General features: G+C 71.9%; 11 protein-coding genes and 1 riboswitch. Of the genes, 4 read left to right on the forward strand and 7 right to left on the reverse strand.

Annotation, left to right across the window (positions count from 1 at the left end):
• Positions 1-69 precede the first annotated feature (69 nt).
• Positions 70-351, forward strand: a complete 282-nt coding sequence (locus OG207_RS12455; protein WP_030012489.1) for an HPr family phosphocarrier protein — start codon at positions 70-72, stop codon at positions 349-351.
• Positions 352-725: 374 nt separating this feature from the next.
• Here OG207_RS12455 and OG207_RS12460 read toward each other — a convergent pair whose 3' ends face one another.
• The 4 genes from OG207_RS12460 to OG207_RS12475 form a co-directional block, all read right to left on the reverse strand.
• A complete protein-coding gene (locus OG207_RS12460; RefSeq protein WP_329098604.1) occupies positions 726-1,403 on the reverse strand; it encodes a GntR family transcriptional regulator in 678 nt (225 codons plus the stop codon).
• A 186-nt stretch (positions 1,404-1,589) separates the two neighbouring features.
• Positions 1,590-2,393, reverse strand: a complete 804-nt coding sequence (locus OG207_RS12465) for a M23 family metallopeptidase (RefSeq protein WP_329098606.1) — start codon at positions 2,391-2,393, stop codon at positions 1,590-1,592.
• Between the two features lie 13 nt (positions 2,394-2,406).
• Positions 2,407-2,565: riboswitch (cyclic di-AMP (ydaO/yuaA leader) on the reverse strand.
• A gap of 216 nt (positions 2,566-2,781) precedes the next feature.
• Complete coding sequence (locus tag OG207_RS12470) at positions 2,782-4,149, reverse strand: M16 family metallopeptidase (protein WP_329107580.1); 1,368 nt, start codon at positions 4,147-4,149, stop codon at positions 2,782-2,784.
• Between the two features lie 20 nt (positions 4,150-4,169).
• The gene (locus tag OG207_RS12475; protein WP_329098608.1) at positions 4,170-5,531 is read right to left on the reverse strand and encodes a M16 family metallopeptidase; all 1,362 of its coding nucleotides are present in this window, start codon (positions 5,529-5,531) and stop codon (positions 4,170-4,172) included.
• 275 nt (positions 5,532-5,806) lie between these two features.
• Here OG207_RS12475 and OG207_RS12480 point away from each other — a divergent pair, with 275 nt between their 5' ends.
• Both OG207_RS12480 and OG207_RS12485 read left to right on the forward strand, forming a co-directional pair.
• Entirely contained in the window at positions 5,807-8,263 is a 2,457-nt protein-coding gene (locus OG207_RS12480) for a DNA gyrase/topoisomerase IV subunit A (protein ID WP_329098610.1), read from the forward strand.
• A 99-nt stretch (positions 8,264-8,362) separates the two neighbouring features.
• Positions 8,363-10,432: a restriction endonuclease gene (locus OG207_RS12485; RefSeq protein ID WP_329098612.1), complete on the forward strand. Its 2,070-nt coding sequence runs from the start codon at positions 8,363-8,365 to the stop codon at positions 10,430-10,432.
• A 242-nt stretch (positions 10,433-10,674) separates the two neighbouring features.
• On the opposite strand, the gene OG207_RS12490 is transcribed toward OG207_RS12485, so the two are convergent.
• From OG207_RS12490 to OG207_RS12500, 3 genes are all read right to left on the reverse strand, one after another.
• A complete protein-coding gene (locus tag OG207_RS12490; RefSeq protein ID WP_329098613.1) occupies positions 10,675-11,448 on the reverse strand; it encodes a maleylpyruvate isomerase family mycothiol-dependent enzyme in 774 nt (257 codons plus the stop codon).
• A 133-nt stretch (positions 11,449-11,581) separates the two neighbouring features.
• The gene (locus tag OG207_RS12495; RefSeq protein ID WP_329098614.1) at positions 11,582-12,700 is read right to left on the reverse strand and encodes a CobW family GTP-binding protein; all 1,119 of its coding nucleotides are present in this window, start codon (positions 12,698-12,700) and stop codon (positions 11,582-11,584) included.
• Positions 12,701-12,724: 24 nt separating this feature from the next.
• Positions 12,725-13,891 carry a citrate synthase/methylcitrate synthase gene (locus OG207_RS12500; RefSeq protein ID WP_329098616.1) on the reverse strand — a complete coding sequence of 389 codons (1,167 nt, stop codon included), beginning with the start codon at positions 13,889-13,891 and terminating at the stop codon, positions 12,725-12,727.
• Between the two features lie 65 nt (positions 13,892-13,956).
• Between OG207_RS12500 and OG207_RS12505 the strand changes: the two genes are divergently transcribed.
• On the forward strand, positions 13,957-15,195 hold the full coding sequence (locus OG207_RS12505) for a citrate synthase (RefSeq protein ID WP_329098618.1): 1,239 nt from the start codon (positions 13,957-13,959) through the stop codon (positions 15,193-15,195).
• Positions 15,196-15,210 lie beyond the last annotated feature (15 nt).

Consider the following 15,210-nt stretch of genomic DNA (forward strand, 5'->3'; position numbering starts at 1 on the left):
TAGGCCCGAGCATTCCGGGTGCCATGAGAGACTGGTCTAGACAACCGTAAGAACCTGAAGGGCATCACCATGGCAGAGCGCCGCGTCAACGTTGGTTGGGCCGAGGGCCTGCACGCTCGTCCCGCCTCGATCTTCGTCCGTGCGACGACCGCTTCCGGCGTCCCGGTGACCATCGCGAAGTCCGGCGGCGACCCCGTCAACGCCGCCTCCATGCTGGCGGTCCTGGGCCTCGGCGCCCAGGGTGGCGAGGAGATCGTCCTCGCCTCCGAGGCCGAGGGTGCGGACGCCGCGCTCGACCGCCTCGCGAAGCTGGTCGCCGAGGGTCTCGAGGAGCTCCCCGAGACCGTCTGACCCTTCGGGTTCCACTTCACGCGCGAAGCCGCGGCCCCGATCCGGGGGGGCCGCGGCTTCGTCGTTCGCCAGAGCCCGGACCGAGGAGCCGAGCCGGACCCCGCCCCGGGGACGGTCGCGCGCTCGGGGCGACCCGGGAGCCGGGCTCCGGGCCCGCCCCATGCGCTCACCCCGCGGGACCGCGGCCCCGCGGGACCGCGCACCACGAAGAAATCCCGCTCGGCGAAAAAGGCCCGCCGAAATCCAGCCCGGCGCACGCCGAATCAAGCTCGGCCAGAATTCCGCACGGGGAATTGTTTCAACCCAACAACCCAACACAGACCGGCCACCGTACGGCGAATTCGAGCGATCCCACCCTTTGTATACGGCTCCTGTTAATGTCGGCCGCTCGACATGTTTACGGCAGGTTGCGAAGTGCTCACCGCCGGGCGGCGCCGCAGCCGGTGCGCCCCCGCCGCACGGTCGGCGTGGACCGCGGTCAGCGCCCGCGCCCGTTCGGCGTCGCCGCGCGCCACCGCGTCCACGATCGCCCCGTGCTCCGCCCAGGACTCCACGGGCCGGGCCGGCGCCTCCACCACGTACATCCACGCGATCTTGTGCCGCATCTGCGTGAGCAGCGCGATCAGCCCGGGGCTGCCGGAGGACTGTGCGAGCGTCTCGTGGAACCAGCCGCCCAGGGACCGCAGGTCCTCGCCCTGGCCCCGCCTGGCCCGCTCCTGCCCCAGCCTGACCAGCCCGCGCAGCACCTTGAGGTGCGCGTCGGTGCGCCGGCGGGCGGCCCTCGCGGCGGCGAGCGGCTCCAGGAGCATCCGCAGCTCCAACAGGTCCGCGGCCTCCTGCTCGGTCGGCTCCGCCACACAGGCCCCCGCGTGCCGCCGCGTGGTCACGAACCCCTCGGACTCCAGGGTCCGCAGGGCCTCGCGCACCGGGACGCGCGAGACCCCGTACCGGCGGGCCAGCACCTCCTCGGTCAGCCGGCCGCCCGGCTCGAACACCCCGGAGACGATGTCGTCGCGGATTGCCGTGCATACCGCGTGCGCAGGAATACGCAAGACCGAACCTCCGCCTATTTCCGACTGCCACCCTCATTGCACGCACATGCGCGTGCTGCGACTCTATTGCAACACACGATAATTTCCGAGAGCGGCCGGAAATACGAAACATTTGCACAAAGACGCAACACACAAAGACCCCGGCTCGGGGAGCCGGGGTCTTCGGTGAAGCGGTGCGAGGCGGTGTCAGAGGCTGACGCCGTGCGAGCGCAGGTACGAAATCGGGTCGATGTCCGAGCCGTACTGCGAACCCGTGCGGGCCTCGAAGTGCAGGTGCGGGCCGCTGGAGTTGCCGGTGGAGCCCGACAGGCCGATCTGCTGGCCCGGGGTGACCTGCTGGCCGACGGAGACGTTCAGCGAGGTCATGTGCCCGTACTGGGTGTAGGTGCCGTCGTTGTGCTTGATGACGACGTTGTTGCCGTACGCGCCGCCCCAGCCGGCCTCGACGACGGTACCGAGGCCCACCGCGTGGACCGAGGTGCCGGAGGCGGCGTGGAAGTCGATGCCGGTGTGGGAGCCGGAGGACCACATGCCGCCGCCCGCGTGGTACTGCGTGCTGACGTACGAGCCGTCCACCGGGGCGACGAAGGTGTTGAGGCGCTTGCGCTCCTCCTCGCGGGCGGCGCGCTCGGCGGCCTCGCGCTCGACCTTCGCCTTGGCCTCGGCGAGGCGCTTGGCCTCCGCGGCCCGCTGCTTCGCGTCGGCCTCGGCCTGCGCCTTGACGGCGTCCTGCTCGGCGACGCGGTGCTGGGACTCGGCCTGGTCGGCTATGTCGCCCGCGAGGTCCTCGGCGACGACCACGGCACCCAGGCCGTTGTCCTGGCCGATGGTGCTGCTGTGGTTGTCCGCGGCGAAGGCCGGGCCGGCGAGGGAGCCGACGACGCCCGTGGTGGCGATCGCGGCGATACCGGCGTAACCGGCGGTCTTCTTGCTCAGGCGGCTGGAGCCACGGTGCTTACCGGTACCAGCGGGACGACTGCCAAGCGCCATGAAGGGGTTGATCCTTTCCTTCCTTCTCGCCTACCGGGTTAGCTGACGGGTTCGGAGCAGGAAGGTCTCCTACGGACCTCCTCTTGCGAGGGGGTCCGATTCACCCCAGGGACTCATGTGGGTCCCCGGCTCCCCAGGCTCGCGCCTGACGGGGACTCGGCGATCGCTGTCCGGTGCCGCGGGTGCGGCGAGTACAACTGACGGGCAGCACGGCCGACGCTAGGCGGATCATCAGTCAATCGCCAAACAGACACGGCTTTTTGTTGCGTACGCCACACCGCATACAAGCAACCTCGCCATTAAACGGACAAAAGGGGTTCCGGCGACAAGTCGCCAGAACCCCTTGCTGAAACCTTCAGCCGACCCTCAATGAGCCGTCATCCTCCGGTCAGTTGGAGACGACCGTGACCTCTCCGATCCCCAGGGCCCGCACGGGCTCCTCGATCAGCGCCGCGTCGCCCACCAGGACGGTGACCAACCGGTCCGCGGGGAAGGCCTGGACGACCGCCGTGGTCGCCTCCACCGTGCCCGTCGCGGCGAGCTGGGCGTACAACTGCGCCTGGTAGTCGTCCGGCAGTTCTTGCTCGACCTGATCGGCGAGGGTGCCTGCGACCGAGGCCGCCGTCTCGAACTTCAGCGGGGCCACGCCCACCAGGTTCTGCACGGCGACATCGCGTTCGGCGTCGGTCAGACCGCCCTCCGCGAGGGTGCGCAGCACCTTCCAGAGGTCCTCCAGCGCCGGTCCCGTGTTCGGGGTGTCCACCGAGCCGCTGATGGCGAGCATCGAGGCGCCCTTGCCGTCCGCGGTGGAGCGCAGCACCTGGCCGAAGGCGCGCACGCCGTAGGTGTACCCCTTCTCCTCGCGCAGCACCTTGTCCAGGCGCGAGGTGAGGGTGCCGCCCAAGCAGTACGTGCCCAGCGCCTGGGCCGCCCACACCCGGTCGTGGCGGTCCGCCCCGATCCGGCCGATCAGCAGCTGCGTCTGGACCGCGCCGGGCCGGTCGACGATGACCACGCGGCCGGTGTCGTCGGCGGTCACCGGCGGCACCGGGAGGGCGGCGGCCGTGTTGCCCGTCCAGGTGCCCAGGGTGTCCGCCAGCACGGCGTCCAGGTCGATGCCGGTCAGGTCGCCGACGACCACCGCGGTGGCGGTGGCGGGGCGCACGTGGGCCTCGTAGAAGGCGCGCACGGCGGCGGAGTCGATCCGGGCGACCGTCTCCTCGGTGCCCTGGCGCGGCCGGGACATCCGCAGGGTGGCCGGGAAGAGCTCCTTGGAGAGCTGCTGGGCGGCGCGGCGCTGCGGGTTGGCCAGCTCGTGCGGGATCTCGTCGAGCCGGTTGCGCACCAGCCGGTCGACCTCGGCGTCGGCGAAGGCGGGGGCGCGCAGCGCCTCGGCGAGCAGGCCCAGTGCCTTGGGCAGCCGGGAGGCCGGGACCTCCAGCGAGACCCGCAGGCCGGGGTGGTCGGCGTGCGCGTCCAGGGTGGCGCCGCAGCGCTCCAGCTCGGCCGCGAACTCCTCGGCGGAGTGCTTGTCGGTGCCCTCGGAGAAGGCCCGCGCCATGATGGTCGCCACGCCGTCCAGGCCCTCGGGCTCGGCGTCGAGCGGGGCGGCGAGGTTGACCTCGACCGCGACGACCTGCTGGCCCGGCCGGTGGCAGCGCAGCAGGGTCAGCCCGTTGGACAGCTGTCCGCGGTCGGGGGCCGGAAAGGCCCACGGCTGCGGTTCGCCGGCCCGCGGGCGCGGGTGGAAGGTCATCGTGACGGCTGCCGTGTCGCTCACTGCTCCGCCCCTTCGTTCTCGTCGGAGTCGTCGGACTCGTCGTGCTGGTCGGACTCGTCGGCCGCGAGCGGCTCGTAGACGAGCACCGCGCGGTTGTCCGGGCGCAGTCGGGCCGCGGCCACGGCCTGTACCTCCTCGGCGGTGACGTCGAGGACGCGCTGGACGGCGGTCAGCGCCAGCTGCGGGTCGCCGAACAGCACCGCGAAACGGCACAGTTCGTCGGCGCGGCCGGCCACCGTGCTCAGCCGGTCCAGCCACTCGCGCTCCAGCTGTGCCTGGGCGCGCTCCATCTCCTCGGCCGTCGGGCCCTCGGCGGCGAACCGCGCGAGCTCCTCGTCCACGGCCGCCTCGATGGCGGGGATCTCGACCCCGCTGGAGGTCTTGACGTCCAGCCAGCCCAGCGAGGGGGCCCCGGCCAGGCGCAGCATGCCGAAGCCGGCCGCGACGGCGCTCTGGTCGCGGCGCACCAGCCGGTTGTGCAGCAGCGAGGACTCGCCGCCGCCCAGGATGGTCAGCGCCACGTCCGCGGCGTCGCACTCGCGGGTGCCGTCGTGCGGCAGCCGGTAGGCGGCCATCAGCGCACGCGCCGGGACCTCCTCGACGATCTCCTCGCGCAGCTGCTCCCCGATGACGTCGGGCAGCGATCCGTCGCGGGGCGGCTGCTTGCCGTCGTGCGCGGGGATGGTGCCGAAGTACTTCTCGACCCAGGCGAGCGTCTGCTCGGGGTCGATGTCCCCGACGACCGAGAGCACCGCGTTGTTCGGCGCGTAGTACGTGCGGAAGAAGGTGCGCGCGTCCTCCAGGGAGGCGGCGTCCAGGTCGGCCATGGAGCCGATCGGGGTGTGGTGGTACGGGTGGCCCTCGGGGTACGCCAGGGCGGTGAGCTTCTCGAACGCCGTGCCGTAGGGAACGTTGTCGTACCGCTGACGGCGCTCGTTCTTGACGACATCGCGCTGGTTCTCCATGGACTCGTCGTCCAGGGCGGCCAGCAGCGACCCCATCCGGTCCGCCTCCAGCCAGAGCGCGAGCTCCAGCTGGTGGGTCGGCATCGTCTCGAAGTAGTTGGTGCGCTCGAAGCTGGTGGTGCCGTTGAGGGAACCGCCGGCGCCCTGGACCAGTTCGAAGTGCCCGTTGCCGGGTACGCTCGCCGATCCCTGGAACATCAGGTGCTCGAAGAGGTGAGCCAGGCCGGTGCGTCCCTTGACTTCGTGGCGCGAGCCGACGTCGTACCAGAGGCAGACCGCGGCGACCGGGGTCAGGTGGTCCTCGGACAGCACCACGCGAAGGCCGTTGGCCAGCCGGTGCTCGGTCGCTGTCAGGCCGCCGGAGCCGGCCTGGGCTGTGGCCGTGTGACCCATGGGCATGTGGTCCCTTCGATCGCGATGCAGAGATTTCTTATCGACCTGCCACTGTATGCAAGCGCGCCGACCGCCGGATAAGTTCCCGGGTCACTCCCCCGCACTCCGTCCGGGGGACCCCCGGGGTCGGAGTCGGCGTTGTCGGTGCGTCGGGCCACAATGGTCCGCGTCGTACCCTCGCCGGACACCACAAGACCGCCAGACCCAGTCAGACCCAGCCAGACCCCCCGCCCGACACCCAGCACACCCCATTTTGGTTAAGGAGCCGCGCAGCGATGGCCCGCCGCAGCACGAAGACCCCGCCGCCGGAGGATTTCGAGGAGAAGATCCTCGACATCGACGTCGTCGACGAAATGCAGGGCTCCTTCCTCGAGTACGCGTACTCGGTGATCTACTCCCGTGCCCTGCCCGACGCCCGGGACGGCATGAAGCCGGTGCACCGGCGCATCGTGTACCAGATGAACGAGATGGGCCTGCGCCCCGACCGCGGCTACGTGAAGTGCGCCCGTGTCGTCGGCGAGGTCATGGGCAAGCTCCACCCGCACGGTGACGCGTCGATCTACGACGCCCTCGTGCGCATGGCCCAGCCCTTCTCCATGCGGCTGCCGCTGGTCGACGGCCACGGCAACTTCGGCTCGCTCGGCAACGACGACCCGCCGGCCGCGATGCGTTACACCGAGTGCAAGATGGCCGACGCCACCTCGCTGATGACGGAGTCGATCGACGAGGACACCGTCGACTTCACCGCCAACTACGACGGCCAGGAGCGGGAGCCGGTCGCCCTGCCCGCCGCGTACCCGAACCTGCTGGTCAACGGCGCGTCCGGGATCGCGGTCGGCATGGCCACCAACATGCCCCCGCACAACCTCGGCGAGGTCATCGCGGCCGCCCGCCACCTGATCCGGTACCCGCAGGCGGACCTCGAGGCGCTGATGCGCTTCGTACCGGGTCCCGATCTGCCCACCGGCGGCCGGATCGTCGGGCTCTCGGGCATCAAGGACGCCTACGAGAAGGGCCGCGGCACCTTCAAGATCCGTGCGACGGTGGCCGTGGAGGACGTGACGGCGCGCCGCAAGGGCCTGGTCGTCACCGAACTGCCCTTCACGGTCGGCCCCGAGAAGGTCATCGCGAAGATCAAGGACCTGGTCGGCTCGAAGAAGCTCCAGGGCATCGCCGACGTCAAGGACCTCACCGACCGCTCGCACGGCCTGCGCCTGGTCATCGAGATCAAGAACGGCTTCCACCCGGAGGCCGTGCTGGAGCAGCTTTACAAGCTGACGCCGATGGAGGAGTCCTTCGGCATCAACAACGTGGCGCTGGTGGACGGGCAGCCCCTGACGCTGGGCCTCAAGGAGCTGCTGGAGGTCTACCTCGACCACCGCTTCGAGGTCGTCCGGCGGCGCAGCGAGTTCCGCCGCACCAAGCGCCGGGACCGGCTGCACCTGGTCGAGGGCCTGCTGGTGGCGCTCCTCGACATCGACGAGGTCATCCGGCTCATCCGGGACAGCGACAACTCCGCGCAGGCCAAGTCCCGGCTGATGGAGCGGTTCTCGCTGAGCGAGATCCAGACCCAGTACATCCTGGACACGCCGCTGCGCCGACTCACCCGGTTCGACCGGATCGAGCTGGAGTCCGAGCGCGACCGGCTGACGGGCGAGATCGACGAGCTGACCGGGATCCTGGAGTCGGACAGCGAGCTGCGCAAGCTGGTCTCCGCGGAACTGGCCGCGGTCGCGAAGAAGTTCGGCACCGAGCGCCGTACGGTGCTGCTGGAGTCCGCGGGCACCGCGGTGGCGGCCGTTCCGCTCGAGGTCGCGGACGACCCGTGCCGGGTGCTGCTGTCCTCCACGGGCCTGCTGGCCCGCACGGCGAACGGCGAGGCGCTGCCGGAGGAGGAGGGCGGCGCCCGCGCCAAGCACGACCTGATCGTCTCGCAGGTCGCCGCGACCGCCCGGGCCGATGTCGGCGCGGTCACCTCGTACGGGCGTCTGCTGCGGCTGTCGGTGATCGACCTGCCGCAGCTGCCGGACACGCACGCCGCGCCGAACCTGGCGGGCGGCGCCCCGGTCTCGGAGTTCCTCTCCGGGCTGGAGGCGGACGAGAAGGTGATCTGCCTGACCTCGCTGGACGAGTCCTCGCAGGGCCTCGCGCTGGGCACCGAACAGGGCGTGGTCAAGCGCGTCGTGCCGGACTACCCGGCGAACAAGGACGAGCTGGAGGTCATCACCCTCAAGGACGGCGACCGGATCGTCGGCGCGGTCGAGCTGCGCACGGGTGAGGAGGATCTGGTCTTCATCACCGACGACGCCCAGCTGCTGCGCTACCCGGCGGGCCAGGTCCGCCCGCAGGGCCGTCCGGCGGGCGGTATGGCGGGCATCAAGCTCGCCGACGGCGCCAAGGTGATCCACTTCTCCGCCGTGGATCCGGCGCGGGACGCGGTGGTCTTCACGGTGGCGGGCTCGCAGGGGACCCTGGACGGCTCGGTGCTGTCCGGGAAGCTGACCCCCTTCGACCAGTACCCGCGCAAGGGCCGGGCCACGGGCGGCGTGCGCTGCCAGCGGTTCCTGAAGGGCGAGGACGTACTGGTCCTGGCCTGGGCGGGCGGTTCCCCCGTCCGCGCCGCGGCGGCGAACGGCACTCCGGCCGAGCTGCCGATCGTGGACCCGCGCCGGGACGGCTCCGGGGCGGCGCTGCCGTCGACGGTCGCGGCGTTGGCGGGAGCCGCGCTGTAGGTCGCGGGAGGGCGTTCGGGTGGTGCGACCGGGGGGACGTACCACCCGAATGCCGACTAGTGTTTTCCCCCAGGACGTGGTGGGGGGAGAACGCAGCTGATGAGCCGTCGAGCGGGCAGCGGACTGATCGGGAACTGGGCGGAGGCCCAGCGCCGGCAGCAACAGACGCAGCTGGTCCAGCAACGGGAGGCGGAGCGCCGGCAGCGGGCCCACGAACGGGACGCGAACCGGAGCCACAGGCAGTACCGCGAGGCCGAGGCCCTACGGCGTACCGCACAGCTCGACGCCGAGGTCGAAGCCCTCAAGGGCCTGTTGGTCGCGGGCTGCCGGACACCGGCGTTCCGGATTTCCGCCCTGGCCCGGCCCGACCGGCTGCAGCCCTTCGACCCCGGGGCCCTGGCGCACCCGGTGCCGATGCCCCGCATCGAGGACTTCCAGCAGCGGAGCAGCGGCTGGACGCTCGGCTCGAACCACCGGGCGCAGGCGGAGCGGGAGGCGCACGCCCGCTACACCCAGGCCTGGCAGGCCGCGAACGCCGCGGAGGCGCAGCGCCAGCAGCAACTGGCCGCGTACCGGCAGCAGTACGACCGGTGGGCGGCGGAGCAGATCGCCGGCGTACGGGCGCACAACGGCGGGCTCACGGAGCTGGCGGAGGCGCTGCGCGCGGGTGATGCCGAGGCGGCGGTGGAGTACTTCTCGGCGGCCCTGTACGCCTCGACCGCCTGGCCCGAGGGGCTGCCGAGGCAGGTGGCGGCCGCGTACGATCCGGCCGCGCGCCAGCTGGTGTTGGACTGGGAGCTGCCCGGGTACGCGGTGGTACCGGAGGCCCGGGCGGTGCAGTACCTGCCGAGCACGGACCAGGACAAGGTGAAGCCCCGCCCGGTCACGGAACGACGGGCGCTGTACCGGGACCTGCTGGCCCAGTGCGTGCTGTTGGTGGTGCGCGAGCTGTACGCGGCGGACGAATTCGGCGCACTGGACTCGGTCGTGGTCAACGGCTTCGTGGACTGCCACGATCCGGTGACGGGCCAGGAGGCGCGGTTCGTGCTCGCCACCGTGCCGGCGGCGCGCAGCGCCTTCTCCGGACTGCGGCTGGAACAGGTCAGTGCGGTGGACTGTCTGGTCGCGGGGCTGGGCGGGCTGCTGTCGACGCGGCCCGACCAGCTGACGGCGGTGCGCCCCGGGCGCCGGCCCGACGAGGTCGGCGGGGGTGTCGTCAGCCACGGCGGGCACGCGGGCGACGGGGACGATGACGAGCCGGATCTCTTCGCGATGGACCCGATCGCCTTCGAGAACCTGGTCGCCGAGCTGTTCCGGGCGATGGGCATGGAGGCGGTGACCACGCAACGGTCGGGAGACGGCGGGGTCGACGTGGAGGCGGTGGACCCGGCGCCGATCCGGGGCGGTCGGATCGTCGTGCAGGTCAAGCGCTACCGCAACACGGTGCCGCCGACGGCCGTGCGTGATCTGTACGGCACGGTCCAGGACAAGGGGGCGAACAAGGGGGTGCTGGTCACCACCGCGGCCTTCGGCCCCGGGTCGTACACCTTTGCCAACGGCAAGCCGCTGGAGTTGGTTCCCGGGGCGGACCTGGTCGAGCTGCTCCACCAGTACGGCCTGCGCGGCCGGCTCGGCAGCGGCGCCACGCCACCGGCCCGGCGGGCGGCAGAACCGGCTCCCCCGGCCGAGCACAACGTGCTCGGCATGTCCTGGTCGGGTTCGGTGGCCCTCGACGTGTGCGCGCTCGTCTGCACGGGCAACCGGGTGCTGAGCGAGGAACACTTCGTCTTCTTCAACAACCCGCGGACCCCGGACGGTTCGGTACGGGCCCGCGCGCACGCTGCGCCCGACAAGGCAGCGCTGGAGGTCTCCTTCGACGCCCTGCCCCCGCAAGCAGACCGGCTGGTCCTCGTGGCCGCGATCGATCCGGAGGTCGATCCCCGCGCCGACCTCGCCGGCTTCACCGACGCCCACATCCGGCTGCTGTCCGCGGGCGGCGAAGAACTGGGCCGGCTCGACGTCTCCGACGGGCGCGCCGGCGAAACGGCCCTGGTCCTCGGTTCGTTCCGGCACCGCTCCAACGGCGACTGGGACTTCGTGATCGGCGGCAAGGGCTACCGGGGAGGCCTGGAGGCCCTGTTGGGCGAGTTCGGGGTCGAGGTCGCCTAGCCGGCCCAGTGCTCTGACCGGGAACGCTTGCCGGGTTGGCGGCTCGACCGGGAACATCGGCGCAACCACCGGGCCCGCCAACGACCCGCTGCTCGATCTGCGAGGTCGGTCTCAGCGATCTGCACCCGCCGCGCGATGTCCCCGATCGAGCGCGAGCCGCCCGCAGGTGCGCCGTTCGCCCTTGGGACAGCAGGCCCGCGGGAGCGCACCCACAACCGACGGGTGCGTCACCGGTGCACGTTCTACGCGTTCGGGTCCCAGTCCGCGAGCTGCTCCATCGGCTCGGTGTCGCCGGTGGTCTCCAGGCCGTCGAGCGGGATGCGCGCGTAGAAGTAGAGGACCAGTTCGCTCGCTGCGCCTCGCATCGCCATGTCACCCGGCTCCGCGTCGGCGGCGAGGTCGTCGCAGCGGACGCCGTCGGCGTTGAGGGTCAGGCGCCAGGAGGGGCCCTCGGTCGTGTGCAGGTCGATGGTCGCCGGCTTGAACGGCCAGGGGACGGTCGTCGCCGCGACGGTCGTCAGGAACTCGTCGACGCCCTCGACCGCGACATCCGTCGGCAGCGGCTGTGCTGCCCCCTGGGTGAGCTGGACGTCGTAGGTGTGGACGGCGAACTCCTGGATCTGGTGCCTCGCCAACGCCCCGCTGTTCTCCGGGGCCTGCGAGCGGCCCCACCAGGTCCAGCAGCCGCGGTCCGGGCCGGCCTCGCGCATCGCGTCGAGCATGAGCTCGGTCGACTCGGCGAGCCAGGCGTCCAGGGCTTCGCGGTCGCGGGGCGCGGTCGGGGCGCCCTTCGGGTCCGTCCTCGCCGGGGGCTCGGCGCCCGGGCCCGCCGCGACGATGGCGGCCTGACGGCGGCGGCCGTCGCCGAGGTGCTGCGCCAGTTCGCGCAGCGTCCAGTCCGGGCAGGTCGGGACCTGGACGTCAAGGTCGGGGGCGGACGCGATCGAGGCGCGGAACGCGGCCGAGCGGTCTTCGATCAGCCGCAGGACCTCGGGAAACTCTAAAGTGTTGTGCACCTCGGTTGTGTATCACGGCGCTCCGGCTGCCGGGTAACGAATTTGTCGGACGAACGCGTCGGCGGCCGGGCGGAGCCCCGCCGCCGCCAACCCGGTGCACGTTCCCGATCGGAGCACCAGGGTGGTGACGCCCTCAGGTCTCGTCCGAGCCGGTCCCGGGAACCCCGCTCCCGGGCTCCGCGGGCCGGGCGACGTACCGCAGTACGCCCCACATGCTCTCGGGACGCGCCTCGTGCGGGGCCGCTTCGCGGCAGGCTTCCAGTTCGCGCAACAGACCCGGCCCGTCGGTGCCGGAGCCGATCAGGACGAGCTGGCTCACGCGCGCTTCGCCCCGCCCCCAGGGCCTCGGCGCGAAGCGGAGGAAGCGGCCGACCGCGTGGACCTCGTAGCGCTCCTCGTGCCCGGGTACGCCGAAGTAGACGAAGCCCTTGATCCGGTAGAGCCCGGCCGGACGCCGGTCAAGGAAGTCGATGAACCGGCGGGGGGACAGCGCCTGCTCGGAGGTGAACTCCGTGCTCTCGTACGCGGCGTGCGCATGGTCACAGCGGCCGTGGCCGTGCTCGGGGCCGTGCTCGTGGTCGTGCTCGTGGTCGTCGGCCTCCGCGAGCAGGTCCTCGAAGGAGAGCTGTCCCCGGGTCTCGGTCCAGGGCCTGCGGTCGAAGAGCAGTTCCGGATCGATCCGCCCGTGATCGGTGGCCATGACCGGGGTGCCCGCGGCGCAAACCACGGCGAGCTGCTGCTCGATCCGGGCCCGCTCGACCGCGTCCACCCGGTCGATCTTGTTGAGCACCACCAGGTCCGCGACGGCGAGGTGGCGGTCGGTCTCCGGGTGCCTGGTACGGATGGCGTCGAATTCGGCGGCGTCCACGACCTCCACCATCCCGCCGTAGCGGATGGCGGGATTCTCGCTGGCCATGAGCATCCGGATCATCTCCTGGGGCTCGGCCAGTCCGCTCGCCTCGATGACGATCACGTCGATCCGGTGGACGGGGGCGGAGAGCTTCTCCAGGTACGCGTCGAGTTCGCTGCCGTCGACGGCGCAGCACAGGCAGCCGCCGCCGAGGGAGACCATGGAGTCCCCGACCTGTCCGGCCACCGACATCGCGTCGACCTCGATCGATCCGAAGTCGTTGACGACGACCCCGATGCGGGTACCCCCGCGACCGGCGAGGAGGTGGTTCAGCACGGTGGTCTTGCCGGATCCGAGGAAACCGGCGAGGACGACGACGGGGATGGGCTGCCTGCTGTTCACCCGGTCGATCGTAGCCAGGCCCCGTCAGTGCAGGGGCGGCACCGGGTGGGGCGGGGTGGGACCGGTGTACCGGGCGGCCGGTCGGATGATCTTCGAATCGGCGGCCTGTTCGAGGACGTTCGCGCTCCAGCCGACCACGCGGGCCGCGCAGAAGGTCGGCGTGAACATCTCGCGCGGGAGCCCACAGAGCTCCATGACCACGCCCGCGTAGAACTCCACGTTGGTGTGCAGCTCCCGGCCGGGCTTCAGTTCGGCGAGGATCTCCTCGACCTGGCGCTCGACCTCCACGGCGAAGTCCACGAGGGGACCGCCGAACTGGAGGGCGATCTCGCGCAGCATGCGGGAACGGGGGTCCTCGGTGCGGTAGACGGGGTGACCGAAGCCCATGATCCGGTCACCCGCCAGGACCCGTTCGCGGATCCACGGCCCGATCCGCTCCACGGTCCCGATGGCGTCGAGGGTGTCCAGGGCCCGGCTGGGGGCGCCGCCGTGCAGGGGGCCGGAGAGCGCGCCGATGGCTCCGGTCAGGCAGGCGGCGACATCGGCGCCGGTGGAGGCGATCACCCGGGCCGTGAACGTCGATGCGTTGAAGCCGTGGTCGACGGTGGATATCAGGTACTGCTCGACCGCGCGGGCCCGGACCGGGTCGGGTTCCCGGCCGGTCAGCATGTAGAGGTAGTTGGCGGCGTACGGGAGGTCCTCGCGCGGCTCCACCGGCTCCAGGCCCTGCCCCAGGCGGTGCAGGGCGGTCAACAGGGTCGGCACGGCGGCGCAGGCGGCCAGTGCGTCGGCGGCCCGGCGACCGGGGTCGAGGTCGTAGACCGGTCGGTAGCCGGCGCAGGCGCCGAGCAGCGAGAGCGCGGTGCGCAGCCCGGCCAGGGGGCCGGAGAGCCGGGTGGCCCGGGCCAGGGCCGGCAGGGCGTCCCGCACCTCCTCGGGCAGTCGGCGCAGGGGCGCGATCTCGGCCGCGAAGGCGGCGCGCTCGACGGCGTCCACCGGGAGCGTGCCGCGGAACATCAGCTGCCACACGTCTTCGAAGCTGCGCGTGGCGGCGAGTTCGACGGCCGAGTACTGGCGGTAGTGGTAGAAGCCCTCCCGGCCCCGGACGTCGCCCAGCGCGGTTTCGGTGACCACGACTCCCGCGAGGCCGCGGGGTACTTCCAAAGTGGTGTCCATGGATTGACCATCCATGATGGATTCAATCGCTGTCAATATTGATTGAATCAACATTACTATCCGTCTGTAGGGTGTTCGTCATGAGCGACCAGACGGACAGCGCGCGCAGACTCAGCACGCAGGAGGCCGCCCGCGCACTCGGGGTGAAACCGGCGACGGTGTACGCGTACGTCAGTCGGGGCCAACTCACCAGCCGCCGCGATCCCACCGGGCGGGGCAGCAGCTTCGACGCCGCCGAGGTGGCGGCGCTGGCCCGGCGGAGCCGGCGCGAGGCGGCGGCCCCCACCGGGGAACCCTCCGTCCGTACGGCGCTCACCCTCATCGAGCCCGACCGGTACTACTTCCGCGGCGTGGACGCCGTGGAGCTGGCCTCCCGGTACCGCTACGAGGAGGTCGCCGAGTGGCTCTGGACGGGCGCCCTCACGCCCGGGGCCAGGTTCACCGCGCCCCCGCAGGCCTTGGAAGCGGCCCGACGGGCGGTGGCCGCGCTGCCGGAACACGGCGGCCCCATCGACCGGTTGCGGGTGGCCGTAGCCGCCGCCGCGGTCGCGGATCCGCTGCGCTTCGACCTGTCCGAGGAGGCGGTACTCGGCTCCGCGCGCGCCCTGATCCCCACGCTGGTCGGCGCGCTGCCGGCAGTGGGCCGCCCCGCCCGGTGGGCCGGGGACGGCCGGATCGCCCGGCAGTTGTGGTCGCGGCTGACTGCGCGGGAGCCGGACCCGGACGCACTGGCCGTGCTTGACCTCGCGCTGGCCCTGCTGGTCGACCACGACCTGGCCGCCTCGACCCTGGCCGTACGGGTGGCCGCCTCCGCGCGGGCCCATCCGTACGCGGCGGTGTCCGCCGGGCTCGGCGTCCTGGAGGGCCCGCTGCACGGCGCGGCCGGACGGCTCGCGCACCGGATGCTGGTGGAGGTGCTGGAGCAGGGCGGGGCCGCGCCGGTGGTGGCGGAGTACCTGCGGGCGGGGCGCCGGGTCCCCGGGCTCGGCCACCGGCTGTACCAGGGCGAAGATCCTCGCGCGCGGGTGCTCTTCGCCTCGCTGGAAGGACTGGAGCAGGCCGGTCCGGCGCTGGGTGCGGCACGCGAGGTGGCCACGGTGATGGCTCGGCAGGGCGGGCTGCACGCCAACGTGGACCTGGCACTGGCCGTGCTGACGGTGTCGTGCGGGATGCCGGCGGAGGCCGGGGAGACGGTCTTCGCGGTCGCCCGCACGGCGGGGTGGATCGCGCACGCCCTGGAGGAGTACCAGGAGCGGCCGCTGCGGATGCGGCCGAGCGGGCAGTATCACGGGCCCCGCCCGCCCCAGCCGATGCCGTAACGGATCCGGCCCGCC

The sequence above is a fragment of the Streptomyces sp. NBC_01439 genome, from assembly GCF_036227605.1.
Lineage (GTDB): Bacteria > Actinomycetota > Actinomycetes > Streptomycetales > Streptomycetaceae > Streptomyces.

Excerpts from the sequence above, each read along its gene's own strand:
- OG207_RS12455 (WP_030012489.1), top strand. The coding sequence starts at position 70 with ATGGCAGAGCGCCGCGTCAACGTTGGTTGGGCCGAGGGCCTGCACGCT.
- OG207_RS12465 (WP_329098606.1), bottom strand. The coding sequence starts at position 2,393 with ATGGCGCTTGGCAGTCGTCCCGCTGGTACCGGTAAGCACCGTGGCTCC.
- OG207_RS12470 (WP_329107580.1), bottom strand. The coding sequence starts at position 4,149 with ATGACCTTCCACCCGCGCCCGCGGGCCGGCGAACCGCAGCCGTGGGCC.
- OG207_RS12475 (WP_329098608.1), bottom strand. The coding sequence starts at position 5,531 with ATGGGTCACACGGCCACAGCCCAGGCCGGCTCCGGCGGCCTGACAGCG.
- OG207_RS12480 (WP_329098610.1), top strand. The coding sequence starts at position 5,807 with ATGGCCCGCCGCAGCACGAAGACCCCGCCGCCGGAGGATTTCGAGGAG.
- OG207_RS12485 (WP_329098612.1), top strand. The coding sequence starts at position 8,363 with ATGAGCCGTCGAGCGGGCAGCGGACTGATCGGGAACTGGGCGGAGGCC.
- OG207_RS12500 (WP_329098616.1), bottom strand. The coding sequence starts at position 13,891 with ATGGATGGTCAATCCATGGACACCACTTTGGAAGTACCCCGCGGCCTC.
- OG207_RS12505 (WP_329098618.1), top strand. The coding sequence starts at position 13,957 with ATGAGCGACCAGACGGACAGCGCGCGCAGACTCAGCACGCAGGAGGCC.